At 65.0% G+C, this 25,591-nt stretch carries 19 protein-coding genes and 1 pseudogene; 8 read left to right on the top strand and 12 right to left on the bottom strand.

Going from position 1 to position 25,591, the window contains the following annotated elements:
- Positions 1-528 precede the first annotated feature (528 nt).
- The gene (locus HDG39_RS04745) at positions 529-1,599 is read left to right on the top strand and encodes a DNA-binding protein (protein ID WP_184003661.1); all 1,071 of its coding nucleotides are present in this window, start codon (positions 529-531) and stop codon (positions 1,597-1,599) included.
- A gap of 58 nt (positions 1,600-1,657) precedes the next feature.
- Positions 1,658-1,870, top strand: a pseudogene (locus tag HDG39_RS34885) (NAD(P)H-dependent oxidoreductase); the annotation flags it as partial.
- A gap of 94 nt (positions 1,871-1,964) precedes the next feature.
- On the opposite strand, the gene HDG39_RS04735 reads toward HDG39_RS34885, so the two are convergent.
- Positions 1,965-2,372, bottom strand: a complete 408-nt coding sequence (locus HDG39_RS04735; RefSeq protein WP_184003659.1) for a hypothetical protein — start codon at positions 2,370-2,372, stop codon at positions 1,965-1,967.
- Between the two features lie 297 nt (positions 2,373-2,669).
- Between HDG39_RS04735 and HDG39_RS04730 the strand changes: the two genes are divergently transcribed.
- Positions 2,670-4,022: an MFS transporter gene (locus HDG39_RS04730; protein WP_184003657.1), complete on the top strand. Its 1,353-nt coding sequence runs from the start codon at positions 2,670-2,672 to the stop codon at positions 4,020-4,022.
- Between the two features lie 54 nt (positions 4,023-4,076).
- On the opposite strand, the gene HDG39_RS04725 is transcribed toward HDG39_RS04730, so the two are convergent.
- A complete protein-coding gene (locus tag HDG39_RS04725) occupies positions 4,077-6,614 on the bottom strand; it encodes a penicillin-binding protein 1A (RefSeq protein WP_184003654.1) in 2,538 nt (845 codons plus the stop codon).
- A gap of 133 nt (positions 6,615-6,747) precedes the next feature.
- Between HDG39_RS04725 and fabV the strand changes: the two genes are divergently transcribed.
- On the top strand, positions 6,748-7,944 hold the full coding sequence (gene fabV / locus HDG39_RS04720) for an enoyl-ACP reductase FabV (RefSeq protein ID WP_184003652.1): 1,197 nt from the start codon (positions 6,748-6,750) through the stop codon (positions 7,942-7,944).
- Positions 7,945-8,026: 82 nt separating this feature from the next.
- Here fabV and HDG39_RS04715 read toward each other — a convergent pair whose 3' ends face one another.
- From HDG39_RS04715 to HDG39_RS04705, 3 genes are all read right to left on the bottom strand, one after another.
- Positions 8,027-8,371, bottom strand: a complete 345-nt coding sequence (locus HDG39_RS04715) for a Rap1a family protein (protein ID WP_184003650.1) — start codon at positions 8,369-8,371, stop codon at positions 8,027-8,029.
- A 157-nt stretch (positions 8,372-8,528) separates the two neighbouring features.
- Positions 8,529-9,152 carry a glutathione S-transferase family protein gene (locus HDG39_RS04710; RefSeq protein ID WP_184003648.1) on the bottom strand — a complete coding sequence of 208 codons (624 nt, stop codon included), beginning with the start codon at positions 9,150-9,152 and terminating at the stop codon, positions 8,529-8,531.
- Positions 9,153-9,236: 84 nt separating this feature from the next.
- Positions 9,237-10,136: a LysR family transcriptional regulator gene (locus HDG39_RS04705; protein WP_184003646.1), complete on the bottom strand. Its 900-nt coding sequence runs from the start codon at positions 10,134-10,136 to the stop codon at positions 9,237-9,239.
- Positions 10,137-10,230: 94 nt separating this feature from the next.
- Here HDG39_RS04705 and tam point away from each other — a divergent pair, with 94 nt between their 5' ends.
- A complete protein-coding gene (tam, locus tag HDG39_RS04700) occupies positions 10,231-11,028 on the top strand; it encodes a trans-aconitate 2-methyltransferase (RefSeq protein ID WP_184003644.1) in 798 nt (265 codons plus the stop codon).
- Positions 11,029-11,275: 247 nt separating this feature from the next.
- Positions 11,276-11,641: a hypothetical protein gene (locus tag HDG39_RS04695; RefSeq protein ID WP_184003642.1), complete on the top strand. Its 366-nt coding sequence runs from the start codon at positions 11,276-11,278 to the stop codon at positions 11,639-11,641.
- Between the two features lie 203 nt (positions 11,642-11,844).
- On the opposite strand, the gene HDG39_RS04690 is transcribed toward HDG39_RS04695, so the two are convergent.
- The 6 genes from HDG39_RS04690 to nirB form a co-directional block, all read right to left on the bottom strand.
- The gene (locus tag HDG39_RS04690) at positions 11,845-12,225 is read right to left on the bottom strand and encodes an ArsR/SmtB family transcription factor (RefSeq protein WP_184003640.1); all 381 of its coding nucleotides are present in this window, start codon (positions 12,223-12,225) and stop codon (positions 11,845-11,847) included.
- Positions 12,209-12,670, bottom strand: coding sequence for an SRPBCC family protein (locus tag HDG39_RS04685; RefSeq protein WP_184003638.1), 462 nt, complete (start codon positions 12,668-12,670; stop codon positions 12,209-12,211). Before HDG39_RS04685 ends, HDG39_RS04690 begins: the two co-directional genes overlap by 17 nt.
- A gap of 118 nt (positions 12,671-12,788) precedes the next feature.
- Positions 12,789-14,156, bottom strand: coding sequence for an MFS transporter (locus HDG39_RS04680; protein ID WP_184003636.1), 1,368 nt, complete (start codon positions 14,154-14,156; stop codon positions 12,789-12,791).
- 170 nt (positions 14,157-14,326) lie between these two features.
- Positions 14,327-18,511 (bottom strand): bifunctional nitrate reductase/sulfite reductase flavoprotein subunit alpha, encoded by a 4,185-nt coding sequence (locus HDG39_RS04675; protein ID WP_184003634.1) that lies wholly within the window; start codon positions 18,509-18,511, stop codon positions 14,327-14,329.
- A 50-nt stretch (positions 18,512-18,561) separates the two neighbouring features.
- Positions 18,562-18,927: a nitrite reductase small subunit NirD gene (gene nirD, locus HDG39_RS04670; protein WP_184003632.1), complete on the bottom strand. Its 366-nt coding sequence runs from the start codon at positions 18,925-18,927 to the stop codon at positions 18,562-18,564.
- Between the two features lie 39 nt (positions 18,928-18,966).
- Positions 18,967-21,507, bottom strand: a complete 2,541-nt coding sequence (nirB, locus tag HDG39_RS04665; RefSeq protein ID WP_184003630.1) for a nitrite reductase large subunit NirB — start codon at positions 21,505-21,507, stop codon at positions 18,967-18,969.
- Positions 21,508-22,099: 592 nt separating this feature from the next.
- On the opposite strand from nirB, the gene cobA reads away from it, so the two are divergent.
- The gene (gene cobA, locus HDG39_RS04660; RefSeq protein WP_184003628.1) at positions 22,100-22,900 is read left to right on the top strand and encodes a uroporphyrinogen-III C-methyltransferase; all 801 of its coding nucleotides are present in this window, start codon (positions 22,100-22,102) and stop codon (positions 22,898-22,900) included.
- 42 nt (positions 22,901-22,942) lie between these two features.
- On the opposite strand, the gene HDG39_RS04655 is transcribed toward cobA, so the two are convergent.
- Positions 22,943-23,824, bottom strand: coding sequence for an MOSC domain-containing protein (locus HDG39_RS04655; RefSeq protein WP_184003626.1), 882 nt, complete (start codon positions 23,822-23,824; stop codon positions 22,943-22,945).
- A 235-nt stretch (positions 23,825-24,059) separates the two neighbouring features.
- On the opposite strand from HDG39_RS04655, the gene HDG39_RS04650 reads away from it, so the two are divergent.
- Positions 24,060-25,517 (top strand): trypsin-like peptidase domain-containing protein, encoded by a 1,458-nt coding sequence (locus HDG39_RS04650; protein WP_260327527.1) that lies wholly within the window; start codon positions 24,060-24,062, stop codon positions 25,515-25,517.
- Positions 25,518-25,591: the final 74 nt, after the last annotated feature.

Below are 25,591 nucleotides of genomic sequence, written 5' to 3'. Positions count from 1 at the left end.
CGAAGCCCAGCTCGCACGGCCGCTCGTGAAATCAAACAGGAATAACGCAGCTGCGGCGATCTGAGAAGCGGCCCAGAGTCCAAGCGTGCGGTTCGTTGCCGTCAAGACTGAAGACCAGCAGGCGATGCTGACCATGCACCGCGTACACCAGCAACTGTTCCTAGTCCGCGTCATGCAGGTCAACCAGCTTCGCGGACTGCTATGCGAGGTAGGAGTTGCATTACCGCAAGGCCGCCGGGTATCAATAGAGACGCCAAAGGCTCGCTAACTTCACTGGCCGACAAGTTGCCCACGATGCTGACAGAGCTGCCGCTGTACGGTTTCTTCCCATTCAAGCCAAAACTCGGTCGTCGCAAGCGGCAGCCGCAGAAAGGAAAGCGCATCGGACGTTAACGATCGACAATCGGCAGCCAAAACATCAACACGACATTATAGTACTAATGTCGTGTTGAAGTTCGAATGGTGTAGTATTTGATGCGTTTTACGTTGTATTATCAACATATCGATATTCCCCAAAGCCGCTTCCACATGACCCTCGAAGCCGACATCGAAGTCGTCCGTCAAAACGCGTCGGACACGCAGACGCTTTATCGCGAGGTCTGCGCGTTGCTGTTTTTCCGTTACGGCGAAACACCGACCGCGAACCGCCTGTACCAGTTGGTGCGCAAAGGCAGCATGAGCGCGCCGGCCAAAGCGTTGCGGGATTTCTGGACCGACGTGCGCGACAAGACGCGTGTGGACGTCGGCCGTCCGGACTTGCCGCCCGAGGTCGCAGCGGCTGCCGGCGAATTCGCGGCCCAACTGTGGCGTCTGTCGAGCGACGCCGCGAACGCCGCGCTCGACGTGTTCAGGCACGACGCGGACGCGCAAATCGCCGCTGCGCAAGAACAGGCCAGGCAACAGGACAAGCAGCGTCAGGACGCCGTCGACAAAGCCGAACAGGCGGCCAACGATGTCGCGACCCTGCGCGCGCGGATTGCCGGACTCGACGCGCGCATCGTCGAACTGCAGACCGCTAACGACATGCTGACGGCGCAACTGGCGAGATCGAAGGAAGAAATCGCAGCAGGAGCCGCCGCGCTCGCCGATGCCCGCCGCGATTTCGCCGACGAACTCGCGAAGCTGCGCCGCTCGCACGAGCAGAACGAGCAGCGGCTCGCCGCGGCGGAAAAGCGCGCCTTGCTCGAAATCGACGGTGAACGAGCGGCGGCGCAACGTTTGCGCAAGGAGCTTCAGGCGAGTCACGAGCGGGCGGCGACGCTCGAAGCCGAATCGCGGGCCGAGCGGGACGCACTGCGGGACGAGCTGGCCGCATCGAAGGCGGAACTGGCTGTCTGCGCTGCGCGGCATGCCGCGACCCGCGGGCAGCTTGCGGAAAAGGATGCGTTGCTGGCTGAACGCGTGGCGGCGGCCGACCTGTTGCGCCAGCGTATCGACAAGCTCTCGCGGCAGTTCGAGACGGCGCGAACAGAAAAAACGTCCGCGCGCCCTGCCCGCCGCGCCCGCGAAAAATCACCCGTGCAGGGCCGCGCGACGGTGGGCTTCTCGGGAGCACCGTTCGTCAAACGTTCGACCAACGCCAAACCACCCGAAGACTGAGGACTGCCGGCGTGCCGGCGCATGTCACCACGCGAGTCGCGATAAGTGGTTACCTTGATATACGCCCGCGCACGAGCGCACGGCGGCGATGCGGGCGTCATCGGCTGCCCTGTACGCGCGCCTTCTCGCCGCCGTCGCGCTGGCGTTCGCCATGCCGATGTACAACTGGTCGATGCCGTCTGCGTTCAAGGCGTTCATCGATAGCATCACGCGGACCGGAGTGACCAACCTGCACACGGAAGACGGCGGCATCGTCGGACAGCTCGGCCGGCACAACGGGCGAATCGTGGACGGAGAAGCCCGGCGCGCATCACAAGGTGATCGTCATGGAGCGCCGGCGCCCGCCGCCCGCGCGCAACGCTGCGTCAGAACCGCGGATGACACTCGAAACTGACCGACGACCCGTGCTCGGTCATCGCGCTGACGCCGCTGACCGTCTCCGTATTCACGCTGCTTTGCATACCGCGACGATCGCAGTAGTCGCGCGCCTCGTTCATCGCGAGTTCGTGCGCGCGCGCCCAGGCCATGCGTCCTCCGGTCGCGCTGGCGGCGACCGTGTAGCTGCCGGGCTTGCCGCTCGCGACCACATCTGTGCTCGACGCGCACCCGACGAGACTCGCGCACGCGAGCGCCACCGCCGCCACCCCGCGCATGCGCGTGTGCAGCGGCGCCCTCATCCTTTCCGTGCTTTCCGCTCGCGCGACGGATGCGACTTCGCGTCCCCGCACCGTTTTGCGCGCCTCAGCAAGCATGTCCGAACCCTGATTCGACATCGTGAATCACCTGCATTTTTAACTGATTGGTCAAGCAGCAATTATCCGGAATCGTTCGCCCAGGATCAGCCGATACAACCGAAAACACTGTTGCGCGACTCCTAACAATGGAAGTGAGCGCCACGCCGCGACGGCGTCGGCAATGAGCGGACCACATGGTTCACAAAAGACCTTCCGGAATCCCTTTTGAGCGTCTAGTCTGTAACGATGCCTGTTCGACGGACAGGCATTTCGAACCGCGGACAGACCCCACCCACATAGCGGCATACACCGGTCGCCGAACCGGAGGAGACATATATGGATCTCGAGGCACGTACCCTTCAGCGCGTCACGGTTCGGCTCGTGCCGTTCCTGATCCTGTGCTATTTCATCGCCTATCTCGATCGCGTCAACGTCGGCTTCGCGGCCTTGCAGATGAACAAGGCGCTCGATCTGTCCGCGAGCGCGTTCGGCTTCGGCGCGGGCGTGTTCTTTATCGCGTACTTCTTTTTCGAAGTGCCGTCGAACCTGCTGCTCGAACGATTCGGCGCGCGCCGCTGGATCGCGCGGATCATGTTTACGTGGGGTATTCTCGCGGGCGCGATGGCGTTCATCCCGGACATCTCGCGCTTCACCGGGCTCTCGCCAGCGCACGTGTTTTTCGGCCTGCGCATTCTGCTTGGCGTCGCCGAGGCCGGCTTTTTCCCGGGCATCATCTTTCTGCTGACCTTGTGGTTTCCGGCCGCGTACCGCGGGCGCGTGGTCGGCTATTTCATGGCGGCGATTCCGCTGTCGACGGTGATCGGCGGCCCGATCTCCGGCGCGCTGCTGTCGCTCGACGGCCGCGGCGGACTCGGCGGCTGGCAGTGGCTGTATCTGATCGAGGCGGCGCCGGCGGTTTTGCTGTCGGTCGCGGTGCTGTTGTATCTGACCGACAAGCCCGCCGACGCCACCTGGCTCAGCACCGAGGAGCGCGACTGGCTGATCGCGCGGCAGAAGCAGGAGCGTGAGCATCGCGAGGCGGTGCGCCACTTCAGCGTGAAGGAGGCGCTGATCAATCCGCGCGTGCTCGCCATCGCGCTGATCTATTTCGGGGCGAACGCGACCAACTACGGCCTGAGCTTCTTCCTGCCGCAGATCGTCAAGTCGTTCGGCCTCACTAATCTGCAGACGGGTTTCGTGACGTCGCTGCCGTACGTGGTCGGCCTCGTCAGCATGATTTTGTGGGGACGGCATTCGGATCGCCACCTCGAACGCCGCTGGCACGTCGCGATTGCGCTGTTCGTCGCGGCGGCCGGCATCGCAGCCGCGGCCGGCCTCGACGATCCGGTGCAGAAGATGATCGCGCTGTCGATTGCCGGCTTCGGCATCTTCGGTTGCCTGCCGGTAATCTGGACTTTGCCGGCCGCGTTCCTGTCGGGCGCGGCGGCCGCGGGCGGCATCGCCGCGATCAATTCGCTCGGCAATCTGGCGGGTTTCTTCGGCCCGTTCGCGATGGGCTGGATCAAGGACAGCACCGGCGGCTTCGGCGCCGGGCTGCTATGCCTCGCGGGCGCGGGGCTCATCGGTATGGCGGCGGTGTTGCTGCTGCATCACGACACGTCGCTGGAGACGGCGCATGGCAATCCGCATGCGCGACCGCCGGGTGAAGCGGGCGTCGCGAGGTCCTAGCCCTTCTGCCTCACCCCGTTCAATACGCACCCGGGCAGCGCGCCCGGGTCGCGTTCAGTTCGCCTCGCCCCCGGTATTCGCTCCTTCGCCGCCCTGCCCAGTCGCATCGGGCGGCACGAGGTCGTCTGGTGTCGGGGTCGGCGCGAGCGCTGCCGCACCGCCGCCATGCGTTTCGCCATCGACGGTAATGGCGGGCGCCGGCGTGGGAGCCGCTCCCGACCCCGACCCCGTCGCCGGCAGCATCGGAGGCAACGCGCGCGCTTCGCCCTGCACCGCGGACGCGGCGCCCGCTGCCTCTGACGCCCCCGCCGGTGCCGCCACGCCCGACGTCGGCGGCTGCAGCGACGCCACCGGCGCGCGCCGCGCCGGAGCACGCGCCACGACCTGCTTGTCCGGCTGCGCCGGCGTGCGCGCGAACAGGTGCCCGATCCAGTCGCGCAAGCGTTCGGCGCGCTCGGCGAACCAGCCCGGCTGCTGCGCGGTATCGAACTTCATGTGGCTGTCGACGAGCCGCGAGCGCTGCGCGCGCTGGAAGAAATCGCCGACGATCGGCAGCGCGCTATGCGCACCCTGCCCCCAGTAATCGCTGCGCAGCGTCACGCGGCTGTCGTTGAAGCCGACCCACGCCCCCGCCACCAGTTGCGGCTGCATCAGGATGAACCAGCCATCCGCGTTGCCCTGGGTCGTGCCGGTCTTGCCCGCGACATCGCCGCGCACGCCGAAGCGTGTGCGGATGCTCGCGCCGGTGCCGCGGCTGACCACGTCGCGCATCACGTCGACGAGCGTGCGCGCCGTGTCGGCGGGCAGCTCGCGACTCGGCGTGGCCGGCTTGAATTCGGCGAGCAGGTTGCCGTTGCGGTCCTCGATGCGCGTGACCATCAGCGGCTCGACGTAGCCGCCGAGGTTCGCGATCGTGCCGTACGCCGACACCATTTCCTTAAGCGTGACCGGGCTCGTGCCGAGCGCGAGCGACGGCACCGGGTCGAGCTGACTGTCGCGCACACCCATCGCGCGCGCGAGCTTCGCGACCCTGTTCGGACCTACCGACTCCATCACCTGCGCGGTGATGCGGTTGCGTGAATAGGCGAGCGCGTCGCGCAGGCTGATCATGCGGCCGCTCGGCTCGTCCTCGTCGTTCGGCTTCCAGATTTCGCCGCCGGCGAGTTCGATCTGAACCGGATTGTCCGGCAGTTTGTCGTCTGGCTTCGCACCGGCCTCGAAGGCCGCCGCGTAGACGAACGGCTTGAAGGTCGAGCCAGGCTGACGGCGCGCCTGCTGCACGTGATCGAACGGATCAACGCCAAAGTCGCGGCTGCCGACCCACGCCTTGATCTCGCCGGTACGTGGGTCCATTGCGAGGAAGTCGGCCTGCACGCGCGTCTTCGTGTCGCACACGCTCTGCACGAGCTTGCGATCGGCGAGCAGAAGTTTTAGCGCGTCGTCGTCGGCGAGGCCCGTGTCTTTGGCCGCGCGGAAGTCAGGCGTTTCGCGCAGGAACGTGCGCAGCAGGTCCTTGTCCGCCGAGCAGCCCGCGCGCGTGCCCCACGCGGAGTTTGCGATGTTCTGCAACTGGTTGCCCTGCAGCGTGACCGCCTGGGTGGCCATCGTCTGCAGACGCGAGTCGATCGTCGTGCGCACGACGAGTCCATCGGAATAGATGTTGTAGTCGTTGCGATCGGCCCACGCGACGAGCCATTTGCGCAGTTGCTGCGTGAAGTGCGGCGCGGGTCCGGGCGGCTCGATCTGGCGCTCGAAGTCGAGACGCAGCGGCTTGCGGGCGAGCGTGTCGTATTGGGCGGGTGTCAGCTTGCCGTACTTGACCAGCTGCGCGAGCACCGTATTGCGCCGCTGCAAGGCGCGCTCGGGGTTCAGCACGGGGTTGTAGTACGCGTTGCCCTTCAGCATGCCGGTCAGCGTCGCCGCTTCGAGCACGTTCAGATCGGATGCGGACTTGTCGAAATACGTGCGCGCAGCCATCTCGATGCCGTACGCGTTGTAGAGGAACGGGACCGTATTCAGGTAGGTTTCGAGGATCTCGTCCTTCGTGTAGAACGCCTCGATCTTCAGTGCGGTGATCGCTTCCTTCAGCTTGCGCGTCAACGTCGGCGCGCGGCCGATTTCGTCGGGATACAGATTGCGCGCGAGCTGCTGCGTGATCGTCGAGCCGCCCTGGCGGTCGCCGGAGAACGTGTGCAGCGCGGCCGAAACGGTGCGCCGCCAGTCGAGCCCGAAATGCTGATAGAAGCGGTGATCCTCGGTGGCGATCAGCGCGTTGACGACGTTCGGCGAGATGTCCTTCAGCTTGACCCACTCGCGGTTCGACGGCTTGAACTCGGCGAGCAGCTTGCCGTCCGCCGACAGGATCTGCGCGGGCCGCTCGATCTTGGCCTTGCGGATGTCGCCGATGCTCGGCGTGAACGAAATCAGCAGCAGCACGTACAGTACGAATAGCACCGGCAGCGCGGCGAGCCCCCACGCGAACGTGCGGCGGGTCGGATGGCGCAGATGCCATGCGGCCTTCGCGAACAGCGGGTTCGCGAGCGTCAGCCCTTTGTCGAGGGCCGCCAGAAAGGAGGAAAAGAGGCGCTTCACTTGCTGTCGTCGGCTGGGAAAGGCGCAATCGTACCAAGATGTGGGGGGGCGCCGGTTTTTGCTTCGTTCGCGGCATGGAGTGCGGCTCCGGCGGGGCCACTATAATGTCGCCAATTCCGACAAGAGGTGCTTCATGATCATCAAACCGCGTGTGCGTGGCTTCATTTGTGTATCGACCCATCCGATCGGCTGCGAAGCCAACGTCAAGGAACAGATCGAATATGTGAAGGCACGCGGCCCCATCGCCAACGGCCCGAAGAAGGTGCTCGTGATCGGCGCGTCGACCGGCTATGGCCTTGCCGCCCGCATTAGCGCGGCGTTCGGCTCGGGCGCGTCGACCCTCGGCGTGTTCTTCGAGCGTGCCGGCAGCGAAACCAAGGCTGGCACGGCCGGCTGGTACAACACCGCGGCGTTCGAGAAGTTCGCCACCGCCGAAGGCCTGTACGCGACCAGCATCAACGGCGACGCATTCACCGACGAAGTGAAGGCGCGCACGATCGAAGTGATCAAGCGCGATCTCGGCCAGGTCGATCTGGTCGTCTATAGCCTCGCGGCGCCGAAGCGCCAGCACCCGAAGACCGGTGAGGTGTTCAGCTCGGTGCTCAAGCCGATCGGCAAGGCTGTCAATCTGCGCGGCATCGACACCGACAAGGAAGTGATCAAGGAAACCGTGCTCGAAGCGGCGACGCCGGAAGAAATCGCGCACACGGTCGCGGTGATGGGCGGCGAGGACTGGCAGATGTGGATGGACGCGTTGGGCGTTGCCGGCGTGCTCGCCGACGGCGCCAAGACCACCGCGTTCACCTACCTCGGCGAGAAGATCACCCACGACATCTACTGGAACGGCTCGATCGGCGCGGCCAAGAAAGATCTCGACCAGAAAGTGCTCGGCATCCGCTCAAAGCTCGCGGCGAAGGGCGGCGATGCGCGCGTCGCGGTGCTGAAGGCAGTCGTCACGCAGGCAAGCTCGGCGATTCCGATGATGCCGCTCTATCTGTCGCTGCTCTTCAAGGTGATGAAGGAAAAAGGCACGCACGAAGGCTGCATCGAGCAGGTCTACGGCCTGTACAAGGACAGCCTCTATGGCAGCCAGCCGCATCTGGACGACGAAGGCCGTCTGCGCGCCGACTACAAGGAACTCGATCCGCAGGTGCAAGGCCGCGTGCAGGAGCTGTGGAACCAGGTGAGCAACGACAACATCTACGAACTCACCGATTTCGCGGGCTACAAGACCGATTTCCTGCGCCTGTTCGGCTTTGAAATGAAGGGCGTCGATTACGACGCCGACGTCAATCCGGACGTGCAGATTCCGAATCTCGTGCAGGTTTGATCCACCGGGGGGCAGGCCCGCTTCGCGAGTTCGCCCCTGATGTTGCCCCTCTTTGCCTCCCTCCCCTCACTCCTTCAACACGTCAGCACGGATACGCGCCCTGCAACGCGCGCAGAATCGCGAGCCCGATTGGAAAATCGTCGGAAATGCCCGGATGATTCGCGAAGAACGCATCGAGCAACGGATAGACCGTCTGGTTGCCGATCGCGAGCGTTGGTGGCGGACAGAACAGTTGCGGCTGTTTCCTCGCGACCAGATCGCCGTTCGCCCAGCCGAACGCGTTGATCGTGCCGGTGATGTACGCCGCATAGATCGAGTTGTTGTCGGCGTGTGCCCAGCGCTTGTATTGCGCGGCCGTCATTTCCGCGCTCGCGTTCAGAGTGAAGCACGCCGCCAGCAAAGCCAGCGCGAATTTCGTTACCCGCATCGTTGCACCTTCAATGTTGCCAAATGGCCGCCATTGTAGGCGACGCGGGGCGCACCGCGCAGAAGCCGTCGAGCACGGGGAATTAACAAGCAAATCGTAAGAATTGAAGGGGGATTCTGTAAGTATCGACAGATTGCAGAAGCGCGCGATTCAACGACTACGGCGTGCCGTTTCGGCAATGCTTGCGATACCCGTCGCGCTCGGCCAGGCGCGCCATATAAGCGGCCAGCGCCGGCAAATCGTCGTGCCGCTGCGGCGTTTCGAGCCAGCGGTTCGCGGACAGCGCGATCGGAATATCGGCGAGCGAAAACGCGTCGCCCGCGATATACGCACCGGTGCGCGCGAGTTGCTGCTCGACGATCGCCATATGCTTCGACCAGTTTGCGCACGACGCGGCGATCTGCCGCGGGTCCTGATGCTCGGGCGAGTGCCGCACGAGCGCGAGAAACGCGTAGCTCCACGAGCGGTTCAATTCGCTCGCCTGCCAGTCGATCCATTGATCACAGCGCGCGCGCTCGACCGGATCGGCCGGATACAGCACGTCACCGCGATAACGGTTCGCGAGGTAACGGATGATCGAGTTCGATTCCCACAACACGAAGTCGCCGTCGCGAATCACGGGGACCTTCGCGTTCGGATTCAGCGCGCGGAATTCGGCGATCTCGGTCGAGCGAAAGCCCGAGCCCCAGTCTTCCTGTTCGAACGCAAGCCCAAGTTCCGCGCAGGTCCACAACACCTTGCGCACGTTGATCGAGGTGGTCTTGCCGAGTATCTGCAGCATGAGTCGTTGGGTGTCGCGTGGATTGAACGGGTTGGAGGAATGAAACTCGGAAGCCAGCCAGTTTGCCTTGCGCGCGGCGCGCCGTCATCCGGTTTTCAGCGTCGCCTGTTCGCGGATCATGTCGTACAGCGCCTGCGCGGCCGGTGACAGCTGCGCGGTCTTGCGCGCGACCAGCACCAGCGTGCGCGACACGGTGGGCTGTGTGAGCTCGATGGTGCGCACGCTCGGATACGCGCCCTTCTGCAGCGCGAGCGCGGGCACCACGGCCGCGCCGACGCGTTGCGCCACGAGTCCGACGGCGGTCGAGCTGCGCTGCACCTCGTAGAACGAACGCAGCGCGAGCTCGCTCGATTCCAACGCGACGTCGAGCAGCGCGCGATTGCCGCTGACCTCGCCGGCGAAAATCAGCGGGAACGGCTGCAACTGCCGCCATGCGATGCGCCGCCGCTTCGCGAGCGGATGGTCCTCGTGGCAGATCAGCACGTAGCGGTCTTCGGTGAGCGGCACGGTGGCGAGATCGGGATGATGCTCGCGCGCGATGTTGATGCCGAACTCGACCTCTCTGCGCAACACGGCCTCCTCCACCGCCGACGACGCGTGATCGAGAATCTTGATGCGATTGTGCGGATAGCGCGCCGAATACGCCTGCAGGATGCGCGGCAGATACTGCACGCCGACGGTCGGCACGCACGCGATCGACACGTCGCCGCGTCGCGCGATGCCCGTTTCGCGGATCTCGACGAGCGCGTCCGCCAGCTCGCCGAGCAGCCGACGCGCCTGCGGCAGAAAATTGCGACCGATTTCGGTGAGCGCCATCGAACGCGTGGTGCGCTCGATCAGCGTGACGCCGAGATAGCTTTCGAGCTTGCGCAGCCGCTGCGTGATCGCGGTTTGCGTCACGTGCAGCGAATCCGCCGCGCTCTGGAAGCTGCCGCGATCGGCAATCGCGACAAAGGCCTGCACGCCGAGCGTGTCGATTTTCATTAGAAAAATGAAGCAATCGGGATCATAAATTCATTTTACTCTGGGCTGTCAGCGGCCGAGAATGACCGCAACGAACGCCGCGAAGGAGCCAAAGATGACCGACAAAACCACGAACGAGCACAGCGATTGGCACGCGAAGCAGTACATGTTGTTCGAGAACGAGCGCACGCGGCCGGTCCGCGATCTGCTCGCGGCGGTGCCCTTGAACGGCGCGCGGCTCGCGGTCGACATCGGCTGCGGCCCGGGCAACTCGACCGAGGTGCTGGCCGAGCGGGTGCCGGGCGCGTCGGTCAGCGGCATCGACAGTTCCGCCGACATGATCGCGGCGGCCCGTCGGCGGCTGCCGCAATTCCGCTTCGACATCAGCAACGTTGCGACATGGGACGCGCACGGCCCCTACGACGTGATCCTCGCGAACGCGGTGCTGCAATGGGTGCCGGACCACGAGCGTCTGTTCCCCGCGCTGGTGGCCAAACTTGCCAGGGGCGGCAGCCTCGCCGTGCAGATGCCCGACAATCTCGACGAACCGGCGCACCGGCTGCTGCGCGAAATCGCCATCGACGGGCCTTGGGCGACAAAGCTGAAGGGTGTCGAGCGCACCATGCGCTACGACGCAAACTGGTACTACGCGCTGCTCAAGCCGCTGTGCGCGCGTGTCGACGTGTGGCGCACGGTCTATCACCACCCGCTCGCGGGCGCCGACGCGGTGGTCGATTGGTTCAAGGGCAGCGCGCTGCGGCCGTTTCTCGCGGCGCTCGACGACGCCGAACGCGGCGCGTTTGTGCAACGCTATCGCGACGAAATCGCCAAGGCCTACCCGGCGCTCGCGGATGGCACGGTGCTGCTGCCGTTTCCCCGGCTTTTCATCGTCGCGACGCGCGGGGAACGTTGAAGCCGCGCCGGGAACCGCTGCAAGCCGGTAAATGCCGGCGCTTCGGCTGCGGTGGGTCGTCCCGGGGCGATCAGTTCGCCGACGCACCACGCTGACGCACCGTCCGCAAACCCGCCTGTGGCGGCGCCGCACTCTAGGGGTGGTCAGGAATTGCCGCCCGGGAATTCCGCATGCTAATGTGTGTAATAAGCGGAGGACGGCGCCCGCCGGCCTCACCGGGAAGCCATTTACTGCAGCGAGCGTCGCCATGAGTGATGTACGCCAACACCTGAGTCCCCGTGACCGCCTGGAGCTGTTGTGCTGGCTCACATGCGGGAGCCTCGGCGCTTATTATCTGAACGAAGACTGGCCCGACGCGGCGTTTCACGTGCAGTCCGCGCACAAGTGGCTCGACCGCCGCGCGCGCGAAGCCGACTGGCTGTGCGTCGCGAAGCTGTCGGCCACCGCGGTCGAAATCGCGCGGCGCCACGCGCGCTTCGTCGATACCGACTGGGCGCGCGACGCGGTTGAAGAAATTCTCGATACCGACGAACTCGACCCGCAAGCCCGGCTCGTCCGGCAGGTTCTGGCCGATTGCCAGAGCGCGCTGGCCGACAAGCGGATCGCCGATTAGGCGCGGGCTCGTTTTTCTTCCTTATTTACAGCGGATTGGGGGCCAATTTTTTGGCCCCTTTTTGCGTTGTTCCGCGCTTACGTGCACGATGCGCCGCTTGCAGTCGGTAAAAAATGCGACACCCGCCGGCGCGCACAGCCTACCGGCAGGCGGCCAATCCGCGTGCCGGCTCGGTTCGTGCAATCACCACGGACGCCCGCCCTTCATTCTTCGACCATCGTCTTCAGCTTCAGCAGCGCCTGATCCCACTGCCGCGAAATCGCGTCGAGCGCGCGGCGTGCCGCGTCGAGATGCGCGGGCTCGAATGCCCACAGGCGCTCGCGTCCGACCTTCACGTCATGCACGAGGCCCGCGTCGGCCAGCACCTGCAGATGCTGCGTGACCGACTGCCGCGTGATTTCGGTGCCGGCCGTCAGCTGTGCGATCGACATCGCACTGCCCGCGCACAACGCCGCGACGAGACGCAGACGCGTCTCGTCACCGAGCGCCGCGAACACCGCCGCCGAACTGCGCAGTGTCGCCGCCTTGAGGCCGGCCCTCGCGGGGGCCGCCCTCATGGAAGCCGCCTTAGCTCGCGCCGACATATCGCTCGACGTTGACCATCTGCTGCTCCCAGCCGCTGTCGTTCAGCCGGAACGCTTCCGCGCGGCGCCCGATCGGCAACTGGTCGAAGCCCGATTCGACGACGCGCAGCAGCGTGCCGGACTCGACGTCGCTCAGATCGAATTCCACGAGCGTGGTCGGCTCCGGCGTGTAGTCGATCGTGATGTCGATCGCGGCCGGATGCCAGCGCCACGACAGATGATGCTCGGGCTCGACACGCTCGACCAGCACGTCCATCACTAAATGCTCGTAGCCCGGATAGGTGATGTGCCCCTGCGTGGATTGCCCCGCGACGAACTGCTTGCCGATGAGGTTCACGCCGAACCAATTGCCGAATTCCTCGGCGTTGGCCAGCGCGCGCCAGACGCGCGAGCGCGGCGCCTTCAACAGAATCTGCTTTTCGATGCGATCGGTCGATGAGTTCATATGCAGCCTCCTGGCTGCATATTACAAACACCGCGACCGATATGCAAGCATTCGACTGCGCTTTATTCAGACCATGATGCGTGCGGCGCCGGCACGACCGAACGCCGCACGCCGCGCCTTACTCCGTCGCATGCGCATGCATGACGCCGGTTTGCATCGACCACGCCATCCACGGCCGGCGCAGCGCGACGATCGCAAGGAACGCGCAAGCAGACAGTGTGCCGAACGTCGCGAAGCCCATTTGATAGCTGCCGGTGCTCTCCTTCGCGATGCCCATCACGACCGGCAGATAGAAGCCGCCGATGCCGCCCGCCGCCCCGACGATGCCGGACATCAGCCCGGTGCGGCCGGCCCAGCGATGCGGCACGAGCTGGAACGTCGCGCCATTGCCGAGTCCGAACGCGACATACAGGCACAGCAGCAACGCAATGCCGCCCGCGAGCGACGGCATCGCCGCCGCGAACAGGAAATCGCAAACCGCGATGATCGCCAGCAGCACGGTCAGCGCGCGCACGCCCGACACTCGGTCGGCAATCAGGCCGCCGAGCGGGCGCACCATCGCGCCGGTCGCGGCGAGCAGCGCCATGAACAGGCCCGCGTCGATTTTCGACAGTTGATACAGGTTGGTCAGCAGCAGCGATACATACGAGGACATGCCGACGAAACCGCCGAACGTGATGCTATAGACGAGCATGATGACCCACGTATCGCGCTCGGCGAGCACCGAGCGGTAGCGTTGCGGCAGCACCGCGATCGCCAGCAGCGCACCGATCACCGGCAGCAGCAGCACGCCGGTCTTGCCCGCGCCGAATAGCCCCGCTTCGACGAGCAGCACGAGAGCGATCAGGCCGACCAGCGTCGTCGCGAAACCGCCGAAGGCGCGCAGCACGCTGCCGGTTTTGACGCCCGCGTCGTTGGCCCAGAAGTACAGCGTGATCGCAGCGATCGCGAGCAGCGGCAAGGCGCCGCCCGCGGCGAGTTGCCAACCGAAACGGGTCGCCAGTTGCGGGAACAGAAAGCCGTCGAGCACGGCGCCGATGTTGCCGGCCGCGGCCAGCCCCAAGACGAGGCCCTGCACTTTCGGCGGATAGTTGCTGCCGGCCATCGGCAGCGCGACCGCGAAGCTGGCGCCGCCGACGCCGAGGAACACGCCGAGCACCAGCAGCATTTCGTACGACGGCACCGATTGCAGCAACGGCAGCACGATCGTCGGCACCGCCGACAGCAGCACGCCCATCAACGCAATGCGTTTGCCGTGCGCGGATTGATACAGATTGCCGAGCGTCACGCGCAGAATCGCCGCGGACAACACCGGCACCGCGACGAGCAGCCCCTGCTGCGCGGGCGTCATCGCGATGCTCTTGCTGATGAACGGCGCGAGCGGCCCATACAGCACCCAGACGGTGAAGCCCGTGTCGAAATACAGAAAGCAGGCGACGAGTGCGCGCCAATCACCGCTTCGCAGGGAGTGCATCACGTTTTTCATCAGAGATCCTCAGTAAATAAAATGCCGGGTAGTCCAGTTGCTGCGTTACTTCTGTTTTGCGCCGGCAAGTCGCCCAGAGTTTTCACTGGGACTCGACATGCAAGCGTCATGCCATCGTGCGGTCTGTTGCGAGGCCTTTTTAAAGGCATCTTCTGAAACGCATCGGCGGCTCAATACACGTCGCGTGCATAACGCTTTTCGCGCGTCAGACGGCTCACGTATTCGAGTGCCTTCTCTTCGCTCATGCCACCGTGAGTCGTGATGACGTCCTTCAGCGCCGCATCGACATCGCGCGCCATCTGGTTCGCGTCGCCGCATACATAGAAATGCGCACCGTCTTCGAGCCATGCCCACAGTTGCGCACCGTGTTCGCGCATGCGGTCCTGCACATAGATCTTGTCGGCCTGGTCACGCGAGAACGCGACGTCGAGCCGGGTCAGCAGACCGCTCGCGCGCATCGCTTCGAGTTCGTCGCGATAGTAGAAGTCGGTCGCGGCATGCTGTTCGCCGAAGAACAGCCAGTTGCGTCCGCGTTCGCCGCGTGCCTGCCGTTCGTGCAGAAAGCCGCGAAACGGTGCGATGCCGGTGCCCGGCCCGACCATGATCATCGGCGTGTCAGATTGATGAGGAGGACGAAAGTGCGCGGACTTCTGCACGAACACGGGCACGTCGGTGTCGCTTGCGCGATCCGCGAGAAACGTCGACGACACGCCCTTGCGGTGCCGCCGTCCGTTGCTGTAACGCACCGCCGATACCGTCAGATGCACTTCGCCCGGATGCGCCTTCGGGCTCGATGCGATCGAATACAGACGCGGCTGCAGGCGTTTCAGCATGCCGGTCAGCTCGGCGGCCGAGAGGCTCACGGGAAACTCGTGCAATACGTCGGCGAGCTGCTGTCCCCACAGCCATTGCTTCAGATCCGCCTTGCGTTCGGGCGCGAGCAGATCGCCCAGCGCGCCGTTGCCGCTGCGCGCGGCGACGAACGCGAGCGCCTCGGCGCTCGGCCGCGCGATCTCGTAGTGCTTGCCGAGCGCATCGGCGAGCCGCATGTCGCCGATACCCGCGACGTGCACCGATGCCTCCGCGTGCAGACCGCTCAGCGTGATCAGTTCGTCGACGAGTTCGGGGCAGTTGCTCGGCCACACGCCGAGCGCATCGCCCGCTTCGTATTCGAGGTTCGTCTCGCCCGTTTGCAGCGACACGTAGCGCGTATCCTTCGCGGCGCCCTGCCGGTTCAGGCGCAAATTGCCGACGACGCGCGACGCGGCCGGCCGCGCCCTGGTCGGCACCGCGCCCACCACCGCGTTGATCATGCCGCCCGGCGGCACCGCGTACAGCGCGGCATCCGCCTGCTTGATGCAGACGATCACGCGTTCGAGCCATGCATCGGCGCTTTGCTGATATTCAATATCGCAATCGACACGTTCGGTCAGACGCAGCGCGCCCTGCGCGGCGAGCCGCTCGTCCAGACGGCGGCCGTGACCGCAGAACTGATCGTAGTTGCGATCGCCGAGCGCGAGCACCGCGAAACGCACGCCGTCGAGGCGCGGCGCCGTGGCGGCGTTCAGTTGCGTCCAGAAGTCCTGCGCGTTGTCGGGCGCATCGCCGTCGCCGAACGTGCTCGTCATCAGCAGCACGTATTGCGCCTTCGCGAGCGTCGCGACCGAATAGTCGGCCATGCACGCGGTGCGGATTTCGAAGCCCGATTCCATCAGACGCGTCGCGTAACGCTCGGTCAGCGATTCGGTGTTGCCGGTTTGCGAGGCCCACAACAGCGTGACCTTCGGCCGCACGCGCACGATGCGCACGCCCGATTCGCGTGCCTCCTGTTGCGTGGAATCCGGCGGCAAGGCAGCGGCTGACGTCTGGGCCATCGTCGCGCTGCGGCTATACAGCCCCGCAAGCAGACCGTCGACATAGAGCCGCTTCACCGCATCGAACGGTGCGCTGTGCGGCAGCACCGGCACGTTGGCGAGACCTTGCGCTTCGGCCGAACGCAGGCCACTGACGAAACCCGCCAGATACGCGCGCTCCGCATCGCTGAGCGACGGCATGGGCGCGGGCTCGGGCGGCAATTGCAGCAAAGTCGTGAGGGCTTCGATACGAGGCATGGGTTGATCCTTGGCGCTGGGCGCTAAAACCGCTGCGTCGGCGGGGATAGAGAGCGCATCGCGGTCATTGCGAGTGCTCGCGTCGCGATCCGCCGTCACCGGACTCAGCGCGACCGCGCAGACTTTCAGTTCGGGCTGCAGAGAAACCGGATCGACCGCGTCGTTGGTCACCGCATTGATGCACAGCTCGTCGCCGAACACGTCGTTCCAGTGCATCGGCGCGAAGCACTGACCCGCGCTCACACGATCGGTGACCACGGCGGGCAGGACCGCGCGGCCGCGCCGCGAACGGATCTCGACCGCGTCCTTCGCGCGAATCCCGAGTTCGGCCGCGTCGTCCGGATGAATTTCGACGAAGGGTCCCGGGTTCAGCTTGTTCAGCATTGCGACCTTGCCGGTCTTGGTCATCGTGTGCCACTGATGCTGCAGACGGCCCGTGTTCAACACGATCGGAAACTCGCGATCGGGCAACTCGGCCGCGGGCTGATACGCACGCGCGAAAAACTTCGCCCTGCCGCTCGCGGTCGGAAAAGCAATGCGCGGGTGGCCGCCATCTTCAGACTCTCTGAGCGTCTGGCTCACGCCGTCATTCAGATAGCGAAGCGGATTGCGCTCGGACGAATCGGCCGACGCGATAGGCCACTGCAGCGACGCGTCCTTCAAGCGGCGATGACTCGCGCCGCGCAGGTCGTAGCCGGTCGCGGGGTTCGCCGCGCGCGTAAGCTCGGCGAACACTTCGTCGGCGCTCGCATAGCTGAACGCATCGGCAAAGCCCATTTCACACGCGATGCGCGCGATGATCTGCCAGTCGGGCAGCGCCGCGCCGGGCGGTTCGATGGCCTGCTGCATCAGTGTCAGATTGCGCTCCGAATTGACCATCACGCCTTCGGCTTCGGCCCACAGCGCGCCGGGCAGCAGCACGTCGGCGTAGCGGTTCGTTTCGGTATCGAGGAACGCGTCCTGCGCGATCACGAGTTCGGCCGCGCGCAAACCGGCGATCGCGGTCTGCCGGTTCGCGACGGTCGCGACCGGATTCGTGCAGATGATCCAGCACGCCTTGATGTCGCCCGCGGCCATGCGCGCGAACATGTCGATCGTGCCGTTGCCCGCGTCCGCTTTGAGCGTGCCCGGTGCGATGCCCCACAGTGATTCGACGAACGCGCGATCTGCGGCGACCAGCGCCGAACGCTGCCCCGGCAGACCAGGGCCCATATAGCCCATTTCGCGGCCGCCCATCGCGTTCGGTTGACCCGTCAGCGAGAACGGTCCACTGCCGCGCCGGCAGATGCGGCCCGTCGCCAGATGCAGATTGCACAGCGCGTTGGTGTGCCACGTGCCGTGCGTGCTCTGGTTCAGGCCCATCGTCCAGCAACTCATCCATTCTTTGGCCGACGCGATCATCTGCGCGGCGCGACGGATGTCGGCGGCGGCGAGGCCCGTGATGCGGGCGACGTTCTCCGGCGTGTACCCGGCCAGAAACGCGGGCATCGCGTCCCAGCCTTCGGTGTGTTCGGCGATAAAAGCCGCATCCGTTGCGCCATTTTCGTGCAGCAGATGCAGCAGACCGTTCATCAGCGCGAGGTCGGTGCCGGGTTTGATCTGCAGGAACAGATCGGCTTTCCCGGCGGTCGTGTTGCGGCGCGGATCGACGACGATCAGCTTCGCGCCCGCCTTCACGCGATCCATCATGCGCAGGAACAGGATCGGGTGGCAGTCGGCCATATTCGCGCCGCTGACGAAAAACAGATCCGCGTGATCGAAGTCTTCGTACGAGCCGGGCGGACCGTCCGCGCCGAGCGACAGCTTGTAGCCGCTCGCCGCGCTCGCCATGCACAGGCGCGAATTCGCTTCGATATTGTTCGTGCCGATAAAGCCCTTCGCGAGCTTGTTGACCAGATACTGCGCTTCGAGCGACATCTGCCCCGACACGTAAAACGACAGCGCATCGGGACCATGCTCGTCGAGCACGCGCCGCAGACGCGCGGCGGTATCGCTCAACGCCTGCGCCATCGGCAGCGGCACCGGGTCTTCGTCGCGCGCACGACGCACGAACGCGCCTTCGAGACGACCCGACTTGCGCAGCGCGACGTGGGCCGACTGCCCTTTGGTGCAGAGCCGGCCAAAGTTGGCCGGATGCTCCTTGTCGCCAGCGATCTTCACGACCTGGCCGTCCTCGACGTGCAACACCATGCCGCAGCCGACGCCGCAATACGGACACACGCTCTTTACGCTGGTAGCAGACATGCGCGAATGATCGGGTTAAAAAATCAGAACGATGGACAAAGGCCGCTACCTCAAGCGGCGACCCACACCTGGCCGTTTTCGACGCGCGTGGCAAATGCGCTGACCGAATACGACGGCGTTTCGAGGCATTCGCCGGTGCGCAGATCGAAGTGATGCTTGTAGATCGGCGACGCGACCACGATGCGCTCGCCGAGGCTGCCGACGATTCCGCGCGACAGCACCGCCGCGTGCGAACCCGGATCGAAGTTTTCGATCGCGTAGACCGTGGGCTCGGCCGGCGACTCGACTTCGCCGCCATCGACGTGAAACACGGCCACCTGTTCGCCATTGACGAGCGCGCAAACGCCGGTGTTCGGCACGATGTCGTCGAGTGCGCAAATCGCGGTCCAGGCGCGGGGCAAGCGTTCGTTCTTCATGACTGGGCTCCTTCTGAGTTAAGCGTGAATCGGATGAGGTCAAACCGTCTCGACGACAACGGGAATCTCGATGCGCTGCACCTGCCGCTCAGCGAGCGTTGCCGGCCGGATCTGCCCGCGCTCCTCGACGAACGCGACGTTGCTGTCGGACTCGCCGCTGTTGACGAAATGGCGGAAGCGCTTGCGCGTTTCGGGATCGGTGACGGCCTTTTTCCATTCGCACTCGTACGTGTCGACCACATGCTGCATCTCCACTTCGAGCTCGTTGGCGACGCCAAGGCGATCGTTGACGACCACGTCGATCAGATAGTCGAGCCCGCCTTCGAGGTTGTCGCGCCACACGCTGGTGCGTTGCAGTCGGTCGGCGGTGCGCACGTAGAACATCAGGAAGCGGTCGATATAGCGCACGAGCGTCGCCTTATCGAGGTCCGCGGCGAGCAGTTCCGCGTGACGCGGCTTCATGCCGCCGTTGCCGCACACGTACAGATTCCAGCCCTTCTCGGTCGCGATCACGCCGACGTCCTTGCCCTGCGCTTCCGCGCATTCGCGGGTGCATCCGGACACGCCGAACTTGATCTTGTGCGGCGTGCGCAGGCCCTTGTAGCGATTCTCGAGTTCGACCGCGAGACCGACCGAATCGCCGACGCCATAGCGGCACCATGTCGAGCCGACGCACGACTTCACCGTACGCAGCGATTTGCCGTACGCGTGACCCGATTCGAAGCCGGCCGCGATCAGCTCTTCCCAGATCGACGGCAATTGCTCGACGCGCGCGCCGAACAGATCGACACGCTGGCCGCCGGTGATCTTCGTGTAGAGGCCATATTTCTTCGCGACCTGCGCGACCGCGATCAGGCCGTCGGGCGTCACTTCGCCGCCCGGCATGCGCGGCACGACCGAATAGGTGCCGTCGCGCTGGATGTTCGCGAGGTAGTAGTCGTTGGTGTCCTGCAACGACGCGTGCTCCTTCTTCAGCACGAATTCGTTCCAGCACGACGCGAGAATGCTCGCGACCGCCGGCTTGCAGATGTCGCAACCGAGCCCGCGGCCATGCTTCGCGAGCAGCGCGCCGAAACTGCGCACTCCCTCGACGCGCACGAGGTGATACAGCTCCTGGCGAGAATACGGGAAGTGCTCGCAGACGTGGTTGTTCACCGCGAGGCCCTGCTTCTTCATCTCGGCCTTCATCACCTGCGTGACGAGCGGCACGCAGCCGCCGCACGAGGTGCCCGCGCCGGTCGCGCTCTTCAACGCGCCGATGTCGGTCGCGCCCGCGCACACGGCTGCGCACAGCTGGCCCTTCGACACGTTGTTGCACGAGCAGATCTGCGCGGCCGCGGGCAACGCCTCGACGCCGAGCGCCGGCTTCGCGCTGCCGTCCGCTTGCGGCAGGATCAGGAATTCGGGGGAAGTTGGCAGCTCGATGCGGTTCAGCATCATCTGCAGCAGCGTGCCGTATTCGCTCGCGTCGCCGACCATCACGCCGCCGAGCAGATGCTTGCCGCAATCGGACACGACGAGCTTCTTGTAGATCTGCTTGCGTTCGTCGCTGAACTGGTAGGTGCGGCTGCCCGGCGTATTGCCGTGCGCGTCGCCGATGCTGGCGACGTCGACGCCCATCAGCTTCAGCTTCGTGCTCATGTCGGCGCCCGCGAATTCGGCCGGGTCGCCGAGCAACTGCTTCGCGACCACGCGCGCCATCTCGTAGCCGGGCGCGACGAGCCCGAACAGCTGGCCGTGCCACAGCGCGCATTCGCCGATCGCATAGATGTGCGGATCGCTGGTGCGGCACGCGTCGTCGATGGCGATGCCGCCGCGCGCGCCGAGTTCGAGGCCGCATGCGCGAGCGAGATCGTCGCGCGGACGGATGCCGGCGGAGAACACGATCATGTCGGTGTCGAGATGGCTGCCGTCGGCGAACTGCATGCGGTGCGTGCCCGCTTCGCCGTCGACGATCGCCGTCGTGTTCTTCTGCGTGTGCACCGTGACGCCAAGCTCTTCGATCCGGCCGCGCAATACGCGGCCGCCGCCGTCGTCGACCTGCACCGCCATCAGGCGCGGCGCGAATTCGACCACGTGCGTTTGCAGACCCATGTCGCGCAGCGCCTTCGCGCATTCGAGACCGAGCAGGCCACCGCCCACAACGGTGCCCGTTTTCGAGCGGGCGCCGCATTCGCGCATCGCTTCGAGATCGTCGATGGTTCGATAGACGAAGCAGTCGCCGCGCTCGCGGCCCGGCACCGGCGGCACGAACGGATAGGAACCGGTCGCGAACACGAGGCGGTCGTACGGCAGCGTTTCGCCGGTCGCGACCGTCACCGTGTGCGCGTCGCGATCGACCGCGACCGCCCGCGCGTTCAGCTTCAGTTGCACGTCGTGGCGCTCGAAGAAGCCCGGCTCGACGAGCGACAGGTCATCGGCGGTCTTGCCCGAGAAGAATTCGGACAGATGCACGCGATCGTAGGCCGGTCGCGATTCTTCGCCCAGCACCGTGATGTCGAGATCGTGCGCGGCCTGTTGCGCCAGGCATTCGACCAGTTTGTGGCCGACCATCCCGTGACCGATAACGATGATTTTCATGAGCGCGCTGTCCTCTGGTGTCTGGCGAAAGCGAGTGCGGAAATAAAAACGGCGTCCCGCGAATCCAGCCGAGGGGCCGAATTCGGGGGACGCCGTTGTCCTGTTGGGTGCTACGGGCGCGTGCAGTTGTGTTGCAAGCGCGACGAACCCACGTTGGTCCGATGGCAACGCTTATCGCAAAGGTTGTGCCAATCTCGATAAATGCGCCGGAAAGCGCGGTGTGGCGGGGATTTGCGGCAAGTCGCGCGGCTTCGGACCGGACCCGCGCGCGACGCGTTTTGAGGCGGCAAAGCACAGGGATGGTGCGACGCAGCACTGTCGACGTGCGAAACGAAGGCGCACGGGCGTGCGGTCCTCGTCAAGTTTTCCGCGTGAATCGCAATGTGTGGCAACGGCTTGCGCGCCTTGATCGGATCGATGGCGTGGTCCTTGCATTGCTCTTGCGCAACGTCATCGCGGCAACGTCGTCGCGACGCGCAGACTCAACCGTCGACAGGCAATGCAATGGACAACGGCGTCCCCTCGTGATCTTCACGGGCGGGCGCCGTTTTCGTTTCGGGCCGACAGAAACCAACGGCATAAGGACACCAACATGCACACCAACACCGGCAAGGTCACGCTGCTGAGCGCCGGCCCGGGCGACCTCGACTTGCTGACGCTGAAGGCCGTCAAGGCGCTCGCGGCCGCCGACGTAGTGCTGCTCGACGACCTCGCCAATCCCGACATCGTGACGCTCGCGCCGCAGGCGCGCGTGATTCGCGTCGGCAAACGCGGCGGCTGCCGCTCGACGCCGCAGGCGTTCATCGAGCGGCTGATGCGGCGTTATGCGCTGAAGGGGCTGCACGTGGTGCGCGTCAAAGGCGGCGAAGCGCTGCTGTTCGGTCGCGCGGGCGAGGAACTCGCGGTGCTGCGCGACGCGGGCCTCGCGGTCGAGATCGTCAACGGCGTCTCGTCGGGCTTCGCGGCCGCCGCGGGCCTCGGCATCTCGCTCACGCATCGGCGGCATTGCCACGGCGTGAGCTTCGTCACCGCGCACACCGAAGATCACGGCGAGCCGGACTGGGCCGCGCTCGCCGCGACGCGCACGACGCTCGCGATCTATATGGGCATGCGGCGCATCGACGGCATCGCAGCTGCGTTGCTCGCGCACCTGCCGGCCGAAACGCCGGCCGCGGTCGTACAGTGGGCCGGCGGCAGCGACGAGCGGCGCCTGTTGACGCGGCTCGATCGGCTCGCCGCCGATGCGCTCGGCGCGGGCTTCGGCAGTCCGGCGGTGATTCTGGTGGGCAATGCGGTTGGCGAGAGCGCCGAAGCGCCTTGCTGGGAACGCGAAGCTCGCGGCAATCAAGATGGGCAAACACGACCCGCGTCGGCCATTGCGCGGGCGGCCTAATCGGCGATCGAAGCGGGCCTCGCTCGCCCGCCTTTCATCCCATCAATCGCCGAACCCGAGCTCCGCGTCGACCTGCTGCCCGACCCGCAGCCAGGCCCCCGCCCCGCTCGCGACCAGCGCGTTGTTGCCGAACGTGACCGCGCCGTCGAAGCGTTCGCTGACGCGATAACCGAGCAACGTGTCGGTCGGCTCGTTCGGCCAGTCGGGATCGGGGGCGCCGCGCGCCTGATCGATGGTCGGCATCGGACAGCGCGAGCACAGCTTGACGAGCCGTAATTCGACGCGCGCGCTCGAGTCCGCATTCGCGCCGACGGCGAGCGTCTCGACATAGTCCTCTTCATAGGCATCGAGGCCGCTAAGCACGATATTGGGCCTGAAGCGATCGATTCTGATCGACGGTGCGCCTTTGCCGTTCAGGCGCGCGTTCAGATCGTCGAGCGAGGCCTGGCCGACCACCAGCAGCGGAAAGCCATCGGCAAAAAAGGTCGTGGCGCCCCCCGTGCTGTCCGTATAGTCCGGATCGACGATGCGTTCCCGCTCGGGATCGAAGCGCAGCAAGCGCGCTGGCAGACCGAGGAACTCCGTGAACCAGGCCGCCGTTTCTTCGCCGGTGTCGAGCCCGTAGGCCGCGTCGCGCCACACCGCGGTAGCGACCCTGGGAGCCGCGGCGAGCCGCGCGGCATCGAGCGGCGTGCGCAACTCACGCATGCCCGGCGCGCTGACGATCAGCTCCTCTGCGCCGAGTTCGATCTTGATCAGCGCCATGCGCGGATACGCGCGCTGCGTGAACATCGCGCCTTCGGGATCGACGATCATCCAGTTGCGGTCGTATTCGAGGCCCGTCGCCAACAGCCGGGCCTCGGTGAGCGCGATGCCCGCGCAGGATTTGATCGGATAGACGAATAGTTCGTTGATGGTAGGCATGGTTGCACGCGCGACGGGAGCGCAGATCCGGCGAAGATCGGGGACAGAAGGTAGATCCGTATAGTACCGAAATTAGTGTTGACGTGGACGTGCCAGCCGGACCCTCTCGTCGGGCTTTTTAAGCTTGTTTTAAAAGTGGCGACCTAGAGTCGAATCACAGCAGCATGGAGAACGCATCGGACAGACGCGTTACTCCGACTCAACCGACTCAGCTGCTCGTGTCGGGGGGCATGTGATGCGACGCGACAACCTCAAGTACTTCCTGATCGTGGAATGTCTGACCGTGGCGGTGTCCGCGGGCTGCATGGCGCAATCCCCTCCGAACAACGTAAGCTCTGGAGCGGATGTGCCGGCTGCCAGGCTTCCAGGCCACGACACGGCGCCCGCGATAGTGACGGACTTCTCGCGCCTCGTCAGCGAAGAAGGCAAAGCAGTCGTCAATATCAGCGTGACAGCCGCTCAACCCGTCGCCACCTTCACTCCCCTCTGGCCGCCGGCCGGAAGCGAAGACGATCCTTTTACCCGGCAGTTCCAGCCGTTCGCCTACGCCCCTCCTGGCGCGACAGGCCTGGCTTCGCAACGCAGCGGCTCTGGATTCATCATCGCCGCCGATGGTTACATTCTCACCGACTCCAGCCTGATAACCAAAGCAACCCGAATCAGCGTGACGCTAAAGGACGGCCGCAAGTTCAAGGCCACGGTGGTCGGCGACGATCCAGCGAGCGGTATCGCGCTGCTCAAGATTCCCGCCACCAGACTGCCGACAGTCAAAATTGGCTCGCCGTCCGCGAACAAGGCCGGTCAGTGGGTCGTCTCGATCGGCTCCCCTTATGGACTGAACGACACGGTGACGGCAGGCATCATCAGCAACATGTCGCGGCCTTTGCCAGGCGAGTCGTATGTACCGCTTATCCAGACTGACATGACCGAAAATGCGGGCGATGCAGGCAGCCCGGTGTTCAGTCTGAACGGCAAAGTCATTGGGATCGAAATGCCTGTCACGAAAGAGATCGGCGACGTTGAAGGAGCCGCGTTCGTGCTGCCGATCGATGAAGCGATGAAAGTTGCCCAACAGCTGCAAATGCACCACGAGGCGGAACACGGACGCCTCGGCATCACGATTCAGGATGTCAGCTGGCCGCTTGCGCAATCTTTCGGTCTGAACAGGCCGCAAGGGGCGCTCGTCAGCTCGGTCGACCCGCGAGGACCGGCTGCCGGGTCCGGTCTCAGACCAGGCGACGTCATCATGAAGATCAATGGGGTTGATATTCCAGATTCGACTCAGTTGCCTGTCACAGTAGCCGATCTCAAACCGGGCACATCCGTCCATCTGGTGTACTGGCGCGATAACGCCACGCACGATACGACAGTCGCGCTTGGCAGTCTGAATGCCACTCCTGCCGAGACCCCGGCCATTGCGCAGGTCGCAGCTCCCGATGGATTGACCGTGCGTGGTTTGACCGCACAGGAGCGACACGACGCAGGTCTCGAAGGTGGTGTCCTGGTCGAAAAAAGCACGGGGCCCGGCGCGCTCGCCGGCATCGAACCGGGAGACATCATCCTGATGGTCGACAGCACTCATGTATCAAGTCCCGCCCAGTTCCGGCGGAAAGCGGCGAACAGCGGTAACGCGGTCGCGCTATTGGTCCAACGCGACGGACAGCGCATGTTCGTCACCATCGACATGGGCTAGGGCGTGTTTACATATGTAGACAGACCCTGGCAGCGCAGTGGCGGCGCGTATCTCATCGCCACACGTTACGAGGA

Origin of the sequence: Paraburkholderia lebeckiae (assembly GCF_014201005.1) — a bacterium.
In the GTDB taxonomy this organism is placed as follows: Bacteria; Pseudomonadota; Gammaproteobacteria; order Burkholderiales; family Burkholderiaceae; genus Paraburkholderia; species Paraburkholderia tuberum.
The sequence above is the reverse complement of the archived record's forward strand: the minus strand, read 5'-3'. Positions and strand labels throughout refer to the sequence as shown.